Here is a 19,929-nt window from a genome sequence, read left to right on the forward strand (position 1 = left end):
TTTCAGTCCAGCGCGCTTTGCGTGAAAAAATGCTTGCGAATTCGCTGCACCAGTTCGGTGAAGGCGGGATCGGCCATCGCGTCGAGCGAGCGCGGGCGCGGCAGCGGCACGTCGTAGATCGCGGCAATCGCACCGGGCCGCTCGGTCATGACAAGCACGCGGTCGGCCAGGAACACAGCTTCCGGAATGGAGTGCGTGATCAGCAGCACGGTCTTGCCGGTCTCGCGCTGGATTCGCATCAGCTCGACGTTCATCTTCTCGCGCGTCATGGCATCGAGCGCGCCGAACGGCTCGTCCATCAGCATGATCTTGGGGTCGTGCACCAGCGCCCGGCAGATCGAGGCGCGTTGCTGCATACCGCCGGAGAGCTGCCAAGGCAGTTTCTTCTCGAACCCTTCGAGCCCAACCAGCTTCAACAGCGCTTTCGCCCGCGGCAGATATTCGTCGCGCGGCAGCTTCTTCATGTCGATCGGCAACATCACGTTGGCCAGGATGTTGCGCCACGGCAGCAGCAGCGCGTTCTGGAACACAATGCCGACATTGCCGTGCGGCTTTGTAACCTGCTCGCCTTCAACCAGGATTTCACCGGTCGACGGTGCCAGCAGCCCGGATATCATCTTGAGCAGCGTGGACTTACCGCAGCCGGACGGGCCGACCACGACAAAAAACTCGCCCTCGTTGATGTGGAAATCCAGCGGCCGCAGCGACGGCACGTCGCCGTCGCGCGAGCGATAGGTTTTGGAGACGCCTGATAGCGTGATGCCTGCCGCCGCGCCGCCTGCGCGACCGGGCACCAGGCGCAGATGCGCGGCTGGTTGATTGATCTCGGTTGGTTTGGCCGCCGGGTTCATTCAGTCAAGTCCATTTGGAAAAGTCCTCTCCGCCCGTCGTCGCTGCGAACGCAGGGACCCATACGCCGTAACTATTCCTTCGGGCACTCTGGGAGAGACCCTCTGCAACAACTACGGCCGATTATGGGTCCCTGCGTTCGCAGGGACGACAAGTTCACGCGTCCTTCACGAACCGCCCTGCGGCAGGTAGTCGTTGGTGTAAAACGCCTTCGGATTGTCCTTGGCCTTGGCATCCAACCCGCCATATTCGACCATCAGATTGACCGTGTCGGTCATGTTCTGGTCGGTCACCTGGAACGGCCGCTTGTTCTTGGTTTCAGCCGTGCGGTAGAGCGGGATTGTCAGCTCAAAGCCCTTCGTCAGCGTCTCGAGCTTGCCGCCCTTCGGGTTGGCGTCGAGAATCGCCTGCGCTGCACCCTTCGGGTTCTTCTCGGCGGCTTCGACCGCTTTGGTGGTCGCCGACATGAAGCGCTTGACGAGATCGGCATTGGCCTTGACGAAGTCGGTGTTGGCGACGACGCCCGAGCAAACCATGTTGATGCCGTAGTCGGCGAACTTGATCGCGTTGACGTCCTTACCCGTCGCGTCCTTGATCTTCATCGACTGGTCCATGACATAGCCGAGCAGCAGGTCAGCCTGGCCGTTGATGACGGCGTTCAGCTTGGTCTGGCCGTCGCCGGCCACCGTCTGGAAGTCGCTTTCCTTCAGGCCGGTCTTCTTCAAAAACAGCGGCCAGATCTGCGTCATCGAGTCAGCCGGCGTGATCGCCACCGTCTTGCCCTTGATGTCCTCGGGCTTCTTGATGTTCTTTTCGACAAAGCCCATCGCCGACATCGGGCTGGTCTGCAGCAGCACCCCGGTAGAGATGATCGGCGCGCCCTTGACCGCCGCACGCATCATGGTGGGGACATCGACATAGCCGAAATTGGCGGTTTTGGCCGCAACGGCCTGCGTGGTCGCCGCCGAGCCGCGGCCTTCCTGGATTTCGAGATCGATGCCTTCGGCGGCATAAATGCCCTTGGCCTTGCCGTAATAGAACGGCGCGTGCTCGCCATAGACGTACCAGTTCAGCATCAGAACCACCTTATCGGCAGCCGATGCGGGAACAACTGCAAGCGCGGTCCAGATCAGGGCGGCGGAGATCGCCGTTATCACTCGTATCATGCTCATCCTCCCGTTTTGCTTCGTCATTGCGAGCGAAGCGAAGCAATCCATTCCTCGACTTGCGGCGCCATGGATTGCTTCGCTGCGCTCGCAATGACGTTCTGTGTTGTTGTTTTCGTCCGGTATTCCCTCAAGAAGCAAAAACAATGTCCTCGCGCTGGCTGACGTGCCAGGGAATCACGAGGCGCTCGATGCGGTCGACGACCCAAAACAGGACGACGCCGAGCAGCGCCAGGATCACCAGCGCGGCAAACATCGTCGGCAGGTCGAAGGTACCGATCGAGCGCTGCATCACGTAGCCGATGCCGGAATTGGAGCCGACGAACTCGCCGACGACAGCACCGACAACGGCAAGCGTCACGGAGACTTTCAGGCCGGAGAAGATCGCGGGCATCGCGTGCGGCAGGTTGACGGCGCGAAACACCTGGAAGCGGCTGCCCTGCATGGCGCGCGCGAGATCGACCATGTCAGGGTCGACCGACTTGAAGCCCTGCACGGCTGATACCACCACCGGAAAAAACCCGAGCAGAAACGCCGAAATCACCTTCGGGATGATGCCGAAACCGAACCACACCACGAACAGCGGCGCGATCGCGATCTTCGGCACGGATTGAGAGAAAACCAGCAGCGGATAGACATAGCTCTCCACCGTCTTCGATCCCGCAATCAGCATCGCGACGGGAATGCCGAACACGGCCGACAGCAGGAAGCCGCAGATGGTGGCGTAAGTGGTGGGCCAGGCCTGCCGCAGCAGTTCCGGCCAATCCGTCCGCAGCACCGCCACGACATCGCCCGGCGCCGGTATCTGGTAGGCCGGAATCTGGAACAGGCGGATGGTGAGGTCCCACATCACCACGATGAACAGCAGGAACAGAAACGGCCGCACCCACGCCGCGTTCAGCGCTTTCGACACGCCACTCTCGCGCTTCAGCTCGGCCACGTCTCGCTCCCGGTCATCAGTCTCTTCTGAGTGGGAAATTAACCCGTTGGATAAATACTGGCAAGCGGGTTTTTGTGCGGCGAAATGGCCTGTTCCATCGCCCTGCGAAAGCAGGGGGCCCATAATCACGGCTGCGTACTTTGCGAAGGCTGAGGCCGCTTCCCGGTGCAGCTAATTAGGGTCAAGGGCTATGGATTCCTGCGTTCGCAGGAGCGACGGCTCACACTGGCTGATGCGCCGGCGGCCGCACGGCCGGCTCCGCGGCCTTGCCGAAATCCGCGGTCGATTTGCCCGTCAACGCCGCCAGCACCAGCGCGACCATATGCGCCAGCCGCTCATCCCTCGCCTCCTTCTTCAGGAGGTCGCGGCCAAAGATCACGGAAAGCGTCGCGCTGTTGGAGAGATAGAAGAAGCACAGCGCCGCGATCGAGATGTAGAGCTGCACCGGATCGACGGCGACGCGGAAATCGCCGCTTTCGACGCCGCGCGTCACCACGGTGCGGATCATCTCGACGAACGGCGAATGCATCGATTTGACCTTGGTCGAGCGCTTCAGATGGCGCGCTTTAGCGAGGTTTTCGGTGTTGAGCAGCGCCAAGAATTCCGGGTTGCGGAGGAAATAGTTCCAGGTGAACTCGATCAGCCGTTCGATCGCCTCGGGCGGATCGAGATGTTCGAGATCGAGCCCGCGCTCCTCGGAACGGATCTTCTCATAGGCGCCTTCGAGCACCGCGAGGTAGAGGTCTTCCTTGTTGCCGACGTGGTAGTACAGCATGCGCTTGTTGGCGCCGGCGTTGGCCGCGATGCGGTCGACGCGCGCGCCTGCCAGGCCATGGGCGGCGAACTCCTGCTTGGCGGCCTCGAGAATGCGAAGCCGCATCCCCTCGGGGTCGCGCTGCCATTTCTGAACGCGTTTTGCCTTTGCCAAATCAATCGCCCGGTGATCGTGCAACACAAGCTGTAGCATGCAGGGAAGCGTTTGAGAACGAGGGATGCTCTATCCCGACCGTCATTGCGAGCGCAAGCGAAGCAATCCAGAGGCCAAAGCAAGACTGGATTGCTTCGTCGCTAACGCTCCTCGCAATGACGGCTGGGTCAGTCGGCAGCGCTCGCCAGCCCCGCCGACGGCTGTACCAGCAGCGTGGGCACACCGCACGTCCCGTTCCGTACCGTCATCACCCGCGTTCCCGGCTTGCGGCCGGTGCGGACTTCCGAGACGTCGACGCCCGCCTGCACGAGCCGCGCATGGGTGGCGTCGATGTCGGCGACGCGCCAGCACAGGCCGCGAAGTTTGTCTTGAAGTTTGTCCTGCGACATATCCGTCTCCTTGCCCGGCCGGTGCGTGACCTCGACAATGAGGTCGCCGCAGCGGAAGAACATCAGCCGGCCCCAATCGGGGTGCGAACGGTCGAGCGCCATGTCGAGGCCGAGCCGCGCGCCGTAGAGCGCCGCGGCCCGTTCAGGGTCTGAGGTCGAGACCACGACATGGTCCATCGCTGAGATCGATCCGCGCGTGGTTCGCACCGACAGCGGGCGCTCCTTGTCGCGCTCGAGGAAGAACATACGAACGCCGCGCGTGGCCTCCGTCGCCGCGCGTGTGCGCTTCCACGACAGCACAGCACCCGAGATCGCGTCGCGGCTTTCGACGTCGGCGATTACGTCCGGCTTCAGCGTCAGCCGGTCGAGCCTGCGATGCATCTTGGCGATGTCGCTGGTTCGGAAGCAGATGCTTGCGAGTCCCTCGCCTTGCGCGGCCAGAACGCTGCGAATCCGATCGGTATTGGCGCCGTCGCCGCTCGGCGCCATCAATTCCAGCGTGGTATTGTCGAGCGTGAACAGGACGCGATCGGCCCCTTCGCCGCTGTTCTGCCAGGCCGGCGCGCGGGCAAACAAGGACTGGTAAGCGGCGGAGGCTGCGTTGATGTCGCCGGTGAGAACGACGACGTGATCGAGGCCGGTGATCACGGAAAGAGCCCCCGCACGTTTTTGGCGGCGCGCACCTTCTCGACACCGATGGCCATCGCCGCCGTGCGGTGCGGGATGTTGTCGGTTTTGGCCCGCTGCACCATCTGGTCGAAGGCGCGATCGAGGATCGCGTATTCGCGCCGTGTCACTTCCTCTTCCTCCCAGAACAATTGCTGCAGGTCCTGCACCCATTCGAAGTAGCTGACCACGACGCCGCCGGAATTGCAGAGAATGTCAGGGATCAGGAATACTTCGCCCTGGCGCTTCTCCAGCACCAGATCGGCTTCCGGCGTGGTCGGACCGTTGGCACCCTCGGCCAGCACGCGGCACTTCAGGTTTTCGGCGACCTTGGCATCGATCACGCGCTCCATCGCCGCAGGCACCAGCACGTCGCAGGGCAGCGTGAGGATCTGCTCGGGATCGAAAGTCAGCTCGTTGGAGAACCCGGCGATACTTCCATGCGCGCCCGCATGTCGCATCAATGCTGGAATATCCAGCCCCTTCGGATCATGTAGCGCGCCGGTGTGATCGCTGACCGCGATGATCTTCAGGCCATATTGTTGTAGTTCCAGCGCGGCATAGGAGCCGACATTGCCAAAGCCCTGGATCACGGCGGTCGCGCTGCCCGGATTGATCGATAGCTCCTTGAGCACTCGCTTGGCGAGATAGGCGACGCCGCGCCCGGTGGCTTCGCGGCGGCCGAGCGTGCCGCCCGACGAGACCGGTTTGCCGGTCACGATCTCGGTCACGGTTTGGCCCTGGTACATCGAATACGTGTCCATGAACCAGGCCATCACCTGTTCGTTGGTGCCCATGTCCGGCGCCATCACATCGGTATGCGGACCGACGAACGGGATCATCTCCTGCATGTAGCGGCGCGACAGCCCTTCCAATTCGCGCTTAGAAATGGTGGAGAGATCGACATTGACGCCGCCCTTGGCACCGCCATACGGCAGCCCGACGAGCGCGCATTTCCAGCTCATCCAGATCGCGAGCGCCGCGACCTCGCCGATGTCGACAGAGGGTGCAAACCGCGTGCCGCCTTTGGTCGGACCGAGGGTGAGATGATGCTGCACCCGATAGCCTTCGTACACGGCAACCGTGCCGTCGTCGCGGTGGATCGGGCAAGAGACAGTAACCGCCCGCTTCGGCATCAGGATGCGGTCGCGCTCGTCCATCGGGATTTCCAGATGGTTGGCGATGACGCCAAACTGATTAACCGCCATGTCGAACACGGGACCGGAATAAACCGTCATCATTTCCTCCACTTTTGTCGCGCCGCTGGGGAAACCCGGGCAGCCGTCAGCCGTTATACGACGGCATGCCCAAGCCCCCCTTAAGGACGGTCGCAGTCTCCTCTATACTCCCATCTCAAGCAGCAAAGACGGCGCGGTTGCGAATAATTTCAGCGAATGCATCCGATAACCAGTGCTAATGTGTGTGCGCCGCGCCGGGACCATCTTCGCCCAACACTCTGCAGGACATGACGGAAAACGCATGCAGGCCCTCTTCATCGGACAGACCTATATCGACGTTACCTTCATCACCGACCACATGCCGACCGGCGACGAAAAACATGTGGCCTCCGCCTACGCGGTATCGTTTGGCGGCAACGCCGTGACGGCGGCGTTCTGCTGCGCCAAGCTCGGGATCGTGCCGGACCTGATCGCGACCATGGCCAACGACTGGCTCGGCCGCATGTTTCAGGACATGGCCGCGAAATACGGCATCTCGATCCATCCGCGCAAGGTCAACTCCTCGTCGCTGTCGTTCATCATGCCGAAAGACGGCAAACGCGCCATCGTACGCTGCCGCGACGACGAGCACATTCATCCCTTCCCGATGCTGAACTTGAAGGGCTGTCGCGCGCTGCATGTCGATGGCCATCAGCCGGACGCTGCAATCCACTATGCCAAACTCTGCCGCGAGGACGGCATTCTGACATCGCTCGACGGCGGCGGCCTGCGCACCAACACCCATGAGCTGCTGGAATTCATCGATGTCGCGATCGTGGCCGAACGACTGTGCGAACAGATGGACAAGACGCCGGAGGCCATGCTGGATTATCTGAAGAGCCGCGGATGCCGGATCGGCGGCGTCACCATGGGCGAGAAGGGCCTGCTCTGGTATGACGAGACCGGCACCGTCCGTCGCCTTCCCGCACTTCCGGTCACACCCGAGCGCGTCATCGATACCAACGGCGCAGGCGACGTCTTCCACGGCGCCTATGTCTATTCCTATCTCGCCAATCCCGCTAAAAGCTGGCAGGAGCATTTCGAGCTTGCGCGCGCCGCCTCGACCTTCAAGGTCCAGCGTCTCGGCAATGAGGCCGGCCTGCCCACGCGCGCCGACCTCGAGGCGATCACGCGAGAGTTTCAGGTCAGCGCCTGAGGAAGCGAACGGGGGTTAGTAGGCATGGGGCGCGTGTTCGTCGCCGGCAGCATCAACATGGATGTGGTGGCGACGGCCGACCGGCATCCAAAGGTCGGCGAGACCGTCGCAGGTCAAGCGGTGCATTATTTTCCAGGCGGCAAGGGCGCCAACCAGGCCGTGGCCGCCGCAAAACTCGGCGCACCGTCAACGCTGATCGGCCGGCTAGGCGCGGATGCGTTCGGCCAGCAATTGCGGCAATTTCTCACCGCCCAAGGCGTCGACCTCGCTCTGGTCAAGGACACTGCGGATGTCCATACCGGAACGGCCGTGATCACGATCGCCAACGCCGACAACACCATCGTCGTCGTGCCCGGCGCCAATGCGCTGGTCAGTGCCGACGATATCGCCGTCCCCACGCTTGCCAAAGGCGACATTGCCGTAAGTCAGTTCGAGATTCCGCAGCCCACGATCGTCGCCTTCTTCAAACGAGCGCGCGCCGCCGGCGCGACTACCATCCTCAATCCGGCGCCGGCGATCGCCTGCGGCCCCGAGTTGCTCGATCTCGTCGATATCCTTGTTCTCAACGAAACCGAGCTGGGGCTTCTCGCGCAGACCGAGCTTCACGACACCGACGACCCTTCCCGATTCGTCGAAGCGGCGCTGCGCCTGCCAACGGCTTCAGACAAGATCATCTGCGTTACACTTGGCAAGCGCGGTGTGCTCGCGATTGTACGCGGCGAGCCCACGCTGATTGCGGGACGGGCCGTAAAGGCCGTGGACACCACTGGCGCCGGCGATTGCTTCGTCGGCGCCCTCGCTGCGCAGCTTGCCAGAGGAGAAACGATCGGCGACGCGCTCGAATACGCCAATGCCGCCGCATCGATCTGCGTACAGCGAATGGGCGCCGCGCCGTCGATGCCGACGGCAGCCGAAGTGGCGACGGTGTTGAGCTCGTAGCCCGGATGGAGCGAAGCGAAATCCGGGACGCTCACCCGCTTGCAACAGCCCCGGATTGCGCTTCGCTCCATCCGGGCTACAGAACTCGGCCGCCTCCGCTTAAGTCAGGGCCTTCTTCAGGTCGAAGCTCGCATCGGCCGCCTGCTCGGGCGTGATCGAGCCATGGGCGGCAAGCAGGCGCCGTCCGAACATGTGATCGCCCGCGCGGTTGACGGACTCGATGCCGACGAGTTGCCCGCCCCTGTAGCAAAAAGCCGAGAATGCCGCCTGGGCTTGATCACCGCGCACCACCACGTGGTCGTAGCCGGTGGTTAGTCCCGCGATCTGGAGCTTGTCTGGCCCCTGATCGCTCCAGAACCAAGGCAGGCCGTCATACGGCTTGGCATCGCCGGTCAGCCGGGACGCGACGCAGCGCGCGTGGTCGGTGGCGTTCTGCACCGACTCCAGCCGCAGCGAGCCACCGAAACGCGGGCTCGCAAACAACGCGCAGTCGCCAATCGCCGAGATATTGGGATCGGCGGTCAGCAAGTGCTCATCGACGATGATGCCCGACGCGACCGGCAGGCCGGCGTCCATTGCCAGTTCCACATTCGGTAACACGCCAACACCGACCACAATCAGGTCGGCTTTCATGTGCCGGCCGTCGCTGAGGCTGACGCCCGTAACCTTGCGGCCGTCGCTCTCGATGCTGGTGACCTGCACGCCGAGGTGAATCCGGATGCCGGCCGCAGTATGCCGCGACTGGAAGAACTCCGAGATCTCCGCCGTCACCGCGCGCGCCATCACGCGCGTGGCGAGTTCGACGACGTCGACTTCGAGGCCCTTGGCCCGCGCCGTCGCCGCAAACTCCAGGCCGATAAAACCGGCGCCGATGACGACCACGCGCTGGCCTTCGGTGATGTAGTCGCGCAGCGACTGGCTTTCGTCGAGCGTGCGCAAGTAACGCACGCTGTCGAGATTGGCGTTGGGAATGTCGAGCAGGCGGTTGCGCGCGCCGGTCGCCAGCACCAGATGCCCGTAATCGAGCGAAGCGCCGGAGGCGAGCGCCACCTTGCGCTCCGCGCGGTCGATCGACACCGCGCGATCGGAGATCAGGTCGATATTCTGGTCGAGATAGAATTTTTCCGGCCGGAACATCAGGCTATCGGGTCCGCCGGTTCCTTTCAGATAGGCCTTGGACAGCGGCGGCCGCTGGTAAGGCAGATGGCCTTCATCGTTCAACAACACGATGCGTTCCGAAAAGCCGTGCTGGCGCAGCGAAGCCGCAAGCTGATAGCCGGCATGGCCTGCGCCGATGATCACAACCGCTCCTGCCATCATAGGGACATCCTACGTTCGAGCGCACGGGAATGACCCATGTCGTTTCCTCTCCAGTGATTTTGGCTTGCCTGCCTCGTCCCTTGGGAGCGGCGCTCGTGTCCGTCCCGAACGATGACGGGCGCTATCTGACCTCATGGTGCGACGAGACGCAAGGGCATCAGCGGCCCTGAGGGCGGTCTTTACCGCATTTGCGGGCCTGGCCGGGGATTGTCACATCTTGCCTTCTCCATTTAAATGCCCGGTACATCCGCAGCGCGCCGCGAGGCCTTGCCATGTCGACTTCCGATGATACCGCCGCCCCTGCCCTGCTCAGGATCGAGGGGCCGATCGCCACGATTACGCTCAATCGCCCCGCGGCTTTCAACTCGATCAATCTGTCGATCGCACAAAAGCTCGAGCAGCTCGGCGCGGAGGTCGAGGGCAATGACGACATAAGGGTGCTGGTGATCGAGGGTGAAGGCCGCGCCTTCTCGGCCGGCGGCGATCTGCAGACCATCGGCGCCGCCGCCGCCAACGATACGATCGCCCCCGTGGTCGGCGAACTACTGAAGCACTACCATGCCTTCATCGAAGCAGTACGGCGGATGCCCAAGATCGTGCTGTCCAGCGTTCACGGCTCCGCGGCCGGCGCCGGCATGGGGCTCGCCTTCGTCGCCGATCTCTGCATTGCCGCCGACGACGCCCGCTTTACGCCGGCCTATGCCAAGATCGGCGTCTCGCCTGACGGAGGCAGCACGGTCGGCATGGTCGGCACCGTCGGCACCCGCCGCGCGCTGCAGATCTTTCTGGCCGAAGACAGTTTTACCGCGCAGCAGGCCTATGAGTGGGGTCTGGTTGCCCGCGTCGTTCCGGCGGCAGGACTGAAGGCTGAAACGCGCAAATTCGCCGAGCGGCTGGCACAGAACCCGCCAGCGGCGATCAGCGGCACCAAGTCGCTGGTCTATCAGGCCGCGGTTACGCCGACGAAGCAGCAGCTCGATGCCGAGGAAGCGAAGATCATCGATGCCATGCAAACCGATGAATTTCGCATTGCGGTGAAGAAGTTCACCAGCAAAGGGAAGTAGCGGCGCGTTGATACCGCCTGCTCAACTGTCATCATCCGCGAAGCGGATGATCCAGTACGCTGCGCACTCTCGATTCGAATTCAGCGCCTCGGAGTACTGGATGCCCCGCCTTCGGGGCATGACGCCGCAGGGCTATTTCTTTCCCTGCCCGCGCATGAAATCGAAATCGCAGCCTTCATCAGCCTGCAGAATCGTCTCGTTGAACAGATGCGCATAGCCGCGCCTCGCCCAATCGGGCGTTGCAGCCGGCGCGAGCGCGGTCCGCCGCTTCTCCAGTTCAGCGTCATCCACCAGCAGGTCAATGCTGCGTTTTGCGACGTCGAGCCGGATCATGTCGCCATTCTTCACCAGCGCCAATGGCCCGCCCACGGCGGACTCCGGCGTAATGTGCAGCACGATGGTGCCGAACGCCGTTCCGCTCATCCGCGCGTCTGATATCCGCACCATGTCCTTGGTGCCGCCACGCGCAAGCTTCTTCGGGATCGGCAAATAGCCAGCCTCGGGCATGCCCGGCGCCCCCTTGGGACCGGCGTTGCGCAGCACCAGCACGTCGTCAGCGTTGACGTCGAGATCGGGGTCGTCGACCCGCAGCGTCATGTCCTCGACCGATTCGAACACCACGGCACGGCCGGTGTGCTGCAGCAGTTTTGGGCTGGCCGCCGACTGCTTGATAACGGCCCCGCGCGGCGCAAGGTTGCCGTGCAGCACCGCCATCGCGCCTTCGCTCTTGATCGGATTGTCGCGCGGACGGATGGCGTCCTGTCCCGGAACATCTTCGGCGCCGGCCACAATCTCGCGCAGCGTCTGGCCGGTGATGGTCTTTGCGTCGAGATCGATGAGGTCACCAAGCTGCGCCATTAGCTTCGGCACACCGCCGGCATGGTGGAAATGCTCCATGTAATGTTCGCCCGACGGCTTCAGATCGACGAGCACCGGCACCTCGCGGCCGAGCTTGTCGAATATCTCGAGGTCGATCTTGTGCGGGGAGCGATGAGCGATCGCGGTGAGATGGATCAGGCCATTGGTCGAGCCGCCGATCGCCTGCATCACGACCTGCGCATTGCGGAACGATGTCGGTGTCAGAATCTCGCTCGGCCTCGGTCCCTTGGCTTTCGCCATTTCGGCCGCCACCCTGCCGCTGGCCTCCGCCGAACGGAATCGCTCGGCATGCGGCGCCGGGATCGTTGCGCTCATCGGCAGCGACAAACCGAGTGCCTCGGCGATGCACGCCATGGTGCTGGCGGTGCCCATCACCATGCAGGTGCCGACCGAAGGCGCCAGCCGGCCGTTGACGGCTTCGATCTCGTTGTCATCGATTTCGCCGGCGCGATATTTCGCCCAGAGCCGGCGGCAATCGGTACAGGCGCCGAGCACCTCGCCCCTGTGATGACCGACCACCATCGGACCCACTGGAATGACGACGGTCGGGAGGTCGGCTGAGACTGCGGCCATGATCTGCGCCGGCAACGTCTTGTCGCAACCGCCGATCACGACCACGGCGTCCATCGGCTGCGCACGGATCATCTCCTCGGTGTCCATCGCCATCAGATTGCGCAGGTACATCGAGGTCGGATAAGCGAAGCTCTCCGCGATCGAAATGGTCGGGAACACCATCGGCATCGCGCCCGACAGCATCACGCCGCGCTTCACCGCTTCGATGATCTGCGGAACGTTGCCGTGACAGGGATTGTAGTCGCTGTAGGTATTGGTGATGCCGACGATCGGCCGATTGAGCGCATCATCCGAATAGCCCATCGCCTTGATGAAGGCCTTGCGCAGGAATAGCGAGAAGCCAGCATCGCCATAACTCGTCAGTCCCTTGCGAAGTCCGTCGGCCATCGTCTTGTTCCCGTTTTTCGAGGCTCCGGTTTCCAGGCGTCTTGGTGAGGCCGGGTCACATATGATCGTCAGTATGGTCTTCGGGCCGGCGCCGCAAGGGCGTAGGACCCGGAATTCGATATCTCACTTCCAGTCGATAATCCGGCTCTCGTCGCCGTCGAACTCCATGCAGCAGAACGTGCCGCCTTGGTAGTAATCGCCGACTGGGTCCGGCTTGAGCTTGGCCTGCTCGGCCATGGCGTGTTCGCGGAAATCCTCAGCCCTGCCGGTCGGCCGATAGCCGAGCTCGTAGGCGCGATGGTTGTCCCACCAGGCGCGTTCATTATAGGAAGCGCCGTAGAGGATTTCGAAGTGAATGTCGGGATGGTCGAGTCCGATCCGGCAGAGCTGCACCAGGTCTTCCGGCTTCAGCCAGATCGAAAGCCTGCGATGGTCGAGCGGCTTCTCGCCGAAATTTCCGATCCGGATGCAGGTGACACCAAGTCCGTGCTTGTCGGCATAGAGCGCGCCGACCGCTTCGCCGAACACCTTGCTAACGCCATAGCGGCTGTCGGGTCGCGCGGTGACGTCGGTGCCGATGCGGTGATGGCGCGGGTAGAAGCCGACCGCATGGTTCGACGAAGCGAACACCACGCGCTTGACGCCCTTCTTCCGCGCGGCCTCGAACAGATTGTAGCCGCCGATGATGTTGGATTGCAGGATCGAATCCCAGGGACCCTCCACCGAATAGCCGCCGAAATGCAGGATGCCGTCGATGTCTTCGCAGATCGCCTCGACCTGGGTGAGATCGGCGAGATCGGCCGCCTTGAACTTCTCATCCTTGCCTAGATCGGCCGGCGGCTTCAAATCGCTCAACAGCAGGTCCGGATAGATCGGCGGCAGCAGCTTGCGCAAGGATGTGCCGATCCCGCCGGCCGCGCCGGTCATCAATATGCGTGGCATTTGTTTCCTCTTAGTCTTGCGACCGATTTGCGGTCATTAGCAGGGAATGATAGCTAACCCAAACGCTATGGGAACGCACCAACGAGAACAGCAAATGTCCGATGCAGCATCGCATTCCGCCGGCTGGCGCCCGGCGACCTATTACCCTGATCCGGCTATCCGTGCGCTCGATCCGCGGTTCGAAAAATACTGCCTCAAGCTGTCGGCCGTGGAACGGCTGACAACGGGGCTACGCTGGGCCGAAGGGCCGGTGTGGTTCGGTGACGGGCGATATTTGTTGTGCAGCGACATTCCGAACCAGCGCATCATCAAGTGGGAGGAGGAGACCGGCGCGGTCAGCATCTTCCGCAAGCCGTCGAATTTCGCCAATGGCAACACCCGAGACCGCCAGGGACGCCTGATCACCTGCGAGCATGGCGGGCGGCGGGTGACGCGTACCGAATATGACGGATCGATCACGGTGCTGATCGATTCCTTCGACGGCAAGCGGCTGAATTCGCCGAACGACGTCGTCGTGAAGTCCGACGGCTCGATCTGGTTCACCGATCCGGTGTTCGGCCTGCTCGGCAATTACGAGGGCTACAAGGCCGAGCCCGAAATTGACGCCAACGTCTATCGGTTGGATGCCGCGACCGGCAAGGCCACCATTGTCGCCGAGGGCGTGCTGGGACCGAACGGGCTCGCTTTCTCGCCGGATGAAAAAATCCTCTATATCATCGAGTCCCGAGGCGTGCCCAACCGCAAGATTCTCGCTTATGACGTCTCGCCTTCTGGCGACAAGCTTTCCGACAAGCGCGTGTTTGTCGATGCGGGCCCCGGCACGCCGGACGGCTTTCGAATAGACATCGATGGCAATCTGTGGTGCGGCTGGGGCATGGGCGATCCCGAACTCGACGGCGTGGTCGTGTTCGCACCCGACGGCGTCATGATCGGCCGCATCGCGCTACCCGAGCGCTGCGCCAATCTCTGCTTCGGCGGCGTGAAGCGCAACCGCCTGTTCATGGCCGCAAGCCAGTCGATCTACGCGCTTTACGTGAACACGCAGGGCGCGCCGGGCGGATAGCTCCCCGCCCGCCGGCGCTCACCCCTTCTTCTCCTGCGCAGCGGCAGTTTGCTTGACGAGCGCGTCTTCAAACGCCTTCTCCAGCGTTGCAGCATAATCATTGAACTCGCCGGGACTGACAAACGGATTGGAACCGCCTTCGGCGAGCTTGGCGCGCTTTTCCGCCATCTTGTACATTTCCGGATGCGGCGCGAGCAGCACGTCCACCTTCATGTCCTTGGCCCGCGCGAACGTCTTCCGGTAATCGGTAACGATTCCGGAATAGGTGGGGTTGCTGACGAGGCGGTTCAGCGCCACCGTGCCGCTGCAAAAGATCAGGACCGAGCGCGCCGCATCGCCGTCCTTCACCGGGAATTCCCAGCTCGTGCAGCCCGGCGAATGGCCGGGCGTTTCGCGCGCGGTCAGCGTGACATCGCCGAGCGTAACCTTGTCGCCTTCGCGCACCGTGCGGTCGACCTTCACGGGCGGGAACTTGAGCGCGTCGTCCTCCTGCGCGCCCGGATAGTAGCCGCCTTCGAGCAGCGGCTTGTCGGCTTCGCCGGCGACCATCTGGCCGCCGCTGGCCTGTTTCATCTCGGCGAGGCCGCCGGTGTGATCAATATGGGCATGGGTGTTGAGGAGGTATTTGATATCGGTGATCTTGAAGCCAAGCTTTTCGATGTTCGCTTTGATCTGCGAGGTCGATTCCGGCATCACTGTATCGACCAGGATATGGCCTTGCGGCGATGTGATCAGATAGGAGGCGAGGCCATCGGTTCCGACGTAATAGACGTTGCCGATCATCTTGAACGGCTCGGTCGGCGTGTTCCACTTTGCCCTGAGAGTTTCGAGCAGATCCTTGACGGTCTGGGCCTGCACTGTGCCGGCAAGCGACATCAGCGCGACAAGCGCGACGGCAATTTTCTTCATCTCCACCCTCTACTTTTCTTGCGACTGCATGTCGACGCGAACGTAGGGTGGGCAAAGCGACTTGTCTGCCGTAGCTCGGAGAGCGACGGCGGAAGCGTGCCCACCATTCTTGCGATGCGCGAGATGGTGGGCACGGCGCAAATGCGCCTTGCCCACCCTACGAAGCAGTCCATTGCTGATCGACAGATGGATTGCGTCGCTCGCAATGACGTTAAGGCTTACGCCGCGTTGTAGCCGGCGACAGCCTTCACCTCGAGATATTCCTCGAGGCCGTACTTGCCCCACTCGCGGCCGTTGCCGGACTGCTTGTAGCCGCCGAACGGCGCGGTGCGATCGTTCGGCACGCCCTGCAGATTGACGTTGCCGGCGCGGATCTGGCGCGCCACCCGGCGCGCGCTTTCGACCGTATCGCCCGTGACATAACCGGCGAGACCATAGGGTGTATCGTTGGCGATGCGCACCGCATCGGCTTCATCCTTGGCGCCGATGATGGTTAGCACCGGTCCGAAGATTTCCTCCCGCGCAATCGTCATCTCGTTGGTGACGTCGGCGAAGATGGTCGGGCGAACGTAGAAGCCCTTGTTGACGCCCTCGGGGAGACCGGGACCGCCGGCAACCAGCGTGGCGCCTTCATCGATGCCCTTCTTGATCAGCGCCTGGATCTTGTCCCACTGGCCGCGGTTGACCACCGGGCCGATGGTGGTGCCCTCGGCGCGGGGATCGCCGGCCTTGGTCTTGTCGGCGACACCCTTGGCGATGGCGGCGACCTCCTTCATCTTCGACAGCGGCACGATCATACGCGACGGCGCGTTGCACGATTGTCCGGAGTTGTTGAACATGTGCATCACACCACCGGTGACGGCCTTGGTGAGGTCGGCGCCTTCGAGGATGACGTTCGGCGACTTGCCACCCAATTCCTGGCTGACGCGCTTCACGGTCGGTGCGGCGCGTTTGGCGACGTCGACGCCGGCGCGGGTCGAGCCGGTGAACGAGATCATGTCGATGTCGGGATGCTCGGCCATCGCGGCGCCGACTTCGGGGCCAAGGCCGTTGAGCAGGTTGAACACGCCCTTCGGCACGCCCGCTTCATGCAGGATTTCGGCGAAGATCAGCGCCGAGGTCGGGGTGAATTCCGAGGGCTTCAGGATCATGGTGCAGCCGGCGGCGAGCGCGGGCGCGACTTTGCAGGCGATCTGGTTGAGCGGCCAGTTCCATGGCGTGATCATGCCGACGACGCCGAGCGGCTCGCGCACGACCACGGCCGAGGGGAGCGTCTCTTCGAAATGATAGTTCTTCAACACTTCCAGCGTCGACATGATGTGGCCCAAGCCAGCACCGGCCTGCAGCTTTTCCGCCATCGGGAGCGGCGCGCCCATCTCGTCCGAGACAGCCGCGCCGATCTCCTTCATGCGGCCCTTGTAGATCGCGATGATCTTTTCCAGCAGCGCGACGCGCTCCTCGCGGCTGGTCTGCGAATAGGTCACGAAGGCGCGCTTGGCGGCGGCAACGGCCTTGTCGAGGTCGGCCTTGGAGCCGAGCGCAACTTCATACATCGCTTCTTCGGTCGCCGGATTGATGACCGGGGTGGATTTCTTGACGACGGGATCAACCCAGGCGCCATCGATGTAGAACTGCATGCGATTGACCATCGGAAACCTCTTTAATCTCGGAGCAATGGAGGAGGAACGGAAGCGTTCGGCAGGCATCCTTGCACGAAAGCCAGGGCAGTTGAACCCGCCATATGCGGGGTGCCGCGATGCGGCAGGCGCTGGATATAAGATGGGGGGCGTGGAAGGGGCAAGGCGCTCATGGTGGCATCTGCCGTGCCGTGCGGAGAGACCCCCACCCCTGGCCTCCCCCGCAAGCGGGAGAGGGAGGGCTCGCTGCGAACAGCGAGTGAAAATTCAATGTAGCGTCTAGACGCAACTTCAATGTCTCACGCTGTTACGCAATCGTCGCCAAGCCCGCGCTGCGCCCCCTCTCCCGCTCTTGCGGGGGAAGGTCGGGGTGGGGGTTGCGCCGCATCGGAAGTCTCGCATCAGTCTCTCACACCGCCATCTTCCGATGCCGCACCGGCGCGCCCACCGTGAGGCTTTCGGCAGCATCAATGATGGCGTTGGCGTCGATGCCGTAGTGGCGGTAGAGGTCGCCGATCGTGCCGGTCTGGCCGAACTGCTCGACGCCGAGCGCTTCAGCGCGGTGGCCGCGGACGCTGCCGAGCCAGCCGAGCGCGGCCGGATGGCCGTCAATGACGGTGACGAGGCCACAATCCCGCGACAGCGGCGCCAGCAATTTTTCGATATGGCTGAGGTGCTGCACGCCCCGGCGGTCGCGCCGCAAGTTCCGCGCGGCGGACCAACCCGCATGCAGCCGGTCCGCGGAGGTTACCGCCAGTAAACCGACATCGCGGTGGCTTTCGCCGATGAAGCCAACCGCCTCGATCGCCTCCGGCGCGACCGCGCCGGTATTGACGATCACGAGATCGCAGTTTGGCCCCGGCTGGCGCATCCAATAGGCGCCCTCGGTAATATCGCTCTGCAGGGCAGGCGTCATGATGCGCTGCGGCTGGTCGACCGTGCGGGTCGACAGCCGCAGATAGACCGAACCGCCCTCGCCGTCTTCACGCTGCATGTGGCGGAAGCCCCACCCCATGATCACGGCAAGTTCATCGACGAACGCCGGTTCGAACGAGGCCAGCCCGTCCTGCGCCATGCCAATCAAAGGTGTCGCGATCGACTGATGCGCGCCGCCTTCCGGCGCCAGCGTGATGCCGGATGGCGTCGCCACCACCATGAAGCGCGCGTCCTGATAACAGGCATAGTTCAGCGCATCGAGGCCGCGCTCGATGAAAGGATCGTACAGCGTGCCGACCGGCAGCAGCCGCTCGCCGTTGATCTGATGCGACAGCCCGAGCGCCGAGAGCATGATGAACAGATTCATCTCGGCGATACCGAGTTCGATGTGCTGTCCCTTCGGCGAGAATTCCCAGGTATAGGCAGACGGGATCTTCTCCTGCCGGAACAGGTCGTGGTTTTCCGCTTTGGCGAACAGCCCGCGGCGGTTGACCCAAGCGCCGAGATTGGTCGAGACGGTGACGTCAGGCGATGCGGTAACGATCCGCGCGGCCAGTTCGCTATCGCCTCGCGCGAGTTCATTGAGCACCAGCCCAAAGCCCTGCTGCGTCGACATCTGCACCGCCGGCTTGAAGGTAAGCCGCTCGGGCACTTCGATCACCGGCGCGGTCAGCCGGCGGCGGCCTTCCTGGTTGAAGGGCGCTGCCGCCAAAAAAGCTTCGAGCTCGGCCGGCGGCTGCGACAGCCCTTCGAACTTGTCCCATTCATGGCCGGATCGGATGTTCTGCGCGGCGCGCCACTTCTCCATCTGCGCGACCGTCATCAGCCCCGCGTGGTTGTCCTTGTGGCCCTGCATTGGCAGGCCGACGCCTTTGATGGTGTAGGCGATAAAGCAGACGGGCCGATCGTGATCGATCGATTCAAATGCCTCGATCATGCTGGCCATGTCGTGGCCGCCGAGATTGGACATCAGCGCCAGCAACTCGTCGTCGCTGCGGCGGTCGATCAGTTGCGAGACCTGCCCCTGATCGCCGATGTCGTCCTGCAGATGTCTTCGGAACGCCGCGCCGCCCTGGAAGCACAGCGCCGCATACATCTGGTTCGGGCAATTGTCGATCCAGCGCCGCAAGGCTTCCCCGCCGGGCTCGGCGAACGCCGCCTGCATCAGGCGGCCGTATTTCACGATCACGACTTCCCAGCCGAAATTGCGAAACATCGTCTCGAACTTCGCCCACAGCCCTTCGCGGACGACCGCATCGAGGCTCTGGCGGTTGTAATCGACCACCCACCAGGTGTTCCGCAGCGCATGCTTCCAGCCCTCGAGCAGTGCCTCAAAAATGTTGCCTTCGTCCATCTCGGCGTCGCCGACGAGCGCAATCATGCGACCCTCGGGCCGATCCTTCATCCAGCCATGCGCGGTGACGTAATCCTGCACCAGCGACGAGAACAGCGTTTGCGCGACGCCGAGGCCGACCGAGCCGGTCGAGAAATCGACGTCGTCGGCATCCTTGGTGCGCGACGGATAGGATTGCGCGCCCTTGTAGCCGCGAAAATTTTCAAGCTTCTCGCGGGTCTGCTGGCCGAACAGATACTGGATGGCGTGGAACACCGGGCTTGCATGCGGCTTCACCGCGACGCGGTCCTGCGGACGCAGCACCGAGAAGTACAGGGCCGACATGATGTTGGCGAGCGAGGCGGATGATGCCTGATGGCCGCCGACCTTTAAGCCATCGACGTTGGGCCTGACGTGATTGGCGTGATGGATGGTCCATGACGACAACCACAACACCTTGCGCGCCAGCGCGGTTAGCATTTCCAGGCGTGCGGGCTCGATCGGCATGGCCATGCTCCGGAGGCGTTCAGTATGCGCCGATTTTAGCGGGCGGTGGGCTACCAAAATTCTCAATTTCCTGCGACATACCGCCCGATATTGGGATAATTTCCCATGAGTAGCCTCCAAACCCCGAGT

Annotated in this window: 16 protein-coding genes; 4 read left to right on the plus strand and 12 right to left on the minus strand. The window is 62.9% G+C overall.

From position 1 onward, the window contains the following. Positions 1-2: 2 nt before the first annotated feature. The 6 genes from RX328_RS33860 to RX328_RS33885 all read right to left on the minus strand — a co-directional run bounded on the left by RX328_RS33860 (position 3) and on the right by RX328_RS33885 (position 6,176). A complete protein-coding gene (locus tag RX328_RS33860) occupies positions 3-851 on the minus strand; it encodes an ABC transporter ATP-binding protein (RefSeq protein WP_213252162.1) in 849 nt (282 codons plus the stop codon). Positions 852-1,016: 165 nt separating this feature from the next. Further along, positions 1,017-2,015, minus strand: a complete 999-nt coding sequence (locus RX328_RS33865) for an ABC transporter substrate-binding protein (protein ID WP_213252163.1) — start codon at positions 2,013-2,015, stop codon at positions 1,017-1,019. A gap of 130 nt (positions 2,016-2,145) precedes the next feature. After that, the gene (locus RX328_RS33870; protein ID WP_057844504.1) at positions 2,146-2,955 is read right to left on the minus strand and encodes an ABC transporter permease; all 810 of its coding nucleotides are present in this window, start codon (positions 2,953-2,955) and stop codon (positions 2,146-2,148) included. Positions 2,956-3,175: 220 nt separating this feature from the next. Further along, positions 3,176-3,883: a TetR/AcrR family transcriptional regulator gene (locus RX328_RS33875; protein ID WP_213252164.1), complete on the minus strand. Its 708-nt coding sequence runs from the start codon at positions 3,881-3,883 to the stop codon at positions 3,176-3,178. Between the two features lie 167 nt (positions 3,884-4,050). After that, positions 4,051-4,920, minus strand: coding sequence for a VOC family protein (locus RX328_RS33880; RefSeq protein WP_213252165.1), 870 nt, complete (start codon positions 4,918-4,920; stop codon positions 4,051-4,053). Beyond that, entirely contained in the window at positions 4,917-6,176 is a 1,260-nt protein-coding gene (locus tag RX328_RS33885) for a Glu/Leu/Phe/Val family dehydrogenase (RefSeq protein ID WP_213252166.1), read from the minus strand. Before RX328_RS33885 ends, RX328_RS33880 begins: the two co-directional genes overlap by 4 nt. A 241-nt stretch (positions 6,177-6,417) precedes the next feature. Here RX328_RS33885 and RX328_RS33890 point away from each other — a divergent pair, with 241 nt between their 5' ends. After that, on the plus strand, positions 6,418-7,311 hold the full coding sequence (locus RX328_RS33890) for a sugar kinase (RefSeq protein ID WP_213252167.1): 894 nt from the start codon (positions 6,418-6,420) through the stop codon (positions 7,309-7,311). A gap of 24 nt (positions 7,312-7,335) precedes the next feature. Further along, positions 7,336-8,250: a ribokinase gene (gene rbsK / locus RX328_RS33895; RefSeq protein WP_213252168.1), complete on the plus strand. Its 915-nt coding sequence runs from the start codon at positions 7,336-7,338 to the stop codon at positions 8,248-8,250. A gap of 99 nt (positions 8,251-8,349) precedes the next feature. Here the strand turns inward: rbsK and RX328_RS33900 are convergent, their stop codons facing one another. Next, the gene (locus RX328_RS33900; protein WP_213252169.1) at positions 8,350-9,570 is read right to left on the minus strand and encodes an NAD(P)/FAD-dependent oxidoreductase; all 1,221 of its coding nucleotides are present in this window, start codon (positions 9,568-9,570) and stop codon (positions 8,350-8,352) included. 272 nt (positions 9,571-9,842) lie between these two features. Here RX328_RS33900 and RX328_RS33905 point away from each other — a divergent pair, with 272 nt between their 5' ends. Next, complete coding sequence (locus RX328_RS33905) at positions 9,843-10,634, plus strand: enoyl-CoA hydratase/isomerase family protein (protein ID WP_213252170.1); 792 nt, start codon at positions 9,843-9,845, stop codon at positions 10,632-10,634. A gap of 132 nt (positions 10,635-10,766) precedes the next feature. Here the strand turns inward: RX328_RS33905 and RX328_RS33910 are convergent, their stop codons facing one another. Together RX328_RS33910 and RX328_RS33915 are read right to left on the minus strand one after the other, a co-directional pair. Then, the gene (locus tag RX328_RS33910; RefSeq protein WP_213252171.1) at positions 10,767-12,473 is read right to left on the minus strand and encodes an IlvD/Edd family dehydratase; all 1,707 of its coding nucleotides are present in this window, start codon (positions 12,471-12,473) and stop codon (positions 10,767-10,769) included. 123 nt (positions 12,474-12,596) lie between these two features. Then, positions 12,597-13,415: an NAD-dependent epimerase/dehydratase family protein gene (locus RX328_RS33915; protein WP_213252172.1), complete on the minus strand. Its 819-nt coding sequence runs from the start codon at positions 13,413-13,415 to the stop codon at positions 12,597-12,599. 94 nt (positions 13,416-13,509) lie between these two features. On the opposite strand from RX328_RS33915, the gene RX328_RS33920 reads away from it, so the two are divergent. Then, a complete protein-coding gene (locus tag RX328_RS33920) occupies positions 13,510-14,478 on the plus strand; it encodes an SMP-30/gluconolactonase/LRE family protein (RefSeq protein WP_213252173.1) in 969 nt (322 codons plus the stop codon). Between the two features lie 18 nt (positions 14,479-14,496). On the opposite strand, the gene bla is transcribed toward RX328_RS33920, so the two are convergent. The 3 genes from bla to RX328_RS33935 form a co-directional block, all read right to left on the minus strand. Then, entirely contained in the window at positions 14,497-15,387 is an 891-nt protein-coding gene (gene bla, locus RX328_RS33925; RefSeq protein ID WP_213252174.1) for a subclass B3 metallo-beta-lactamase, read from the minus strand. A gap of 218 nt (positions 15,388-15,605) precedes the next feature. Continuing rightward, positions 15,606-17,036, minus strand: a complete 1,431-nt coding sequence (locus tag RX328_RS33930; protein WP_213252175.1) for an aldehyde dehydrogenase family protein — start codon at positions 17,034-17,036, stop codon at positions 15,606-15,608. Positions 17,037-17,433: 397 nt separating this feature from the next. After that, positions 17,434-19,800 (minus strand): transketolase, encoded by a 2,367-nt coding sequence (locus RX328_RS33935; protein ID WP_213252176.1) that lies wholly within the window; start codon positions 19,798-19,800, stop codon positions 17,434-17,436. Positions 19,801-19,929: the final 129 nt, after the last annotated feature.

Source organism: Bradyrhizobium sp. sBnM-33, from assembly GCF_032917945.1.
In the GTDB taxonomy this organism is placed as follows: Bacteria; Pseudomonadota; Alphaproteobacteria; order Rhizobiales; family Xanthobacteraceae; genus Bradyrhizobium.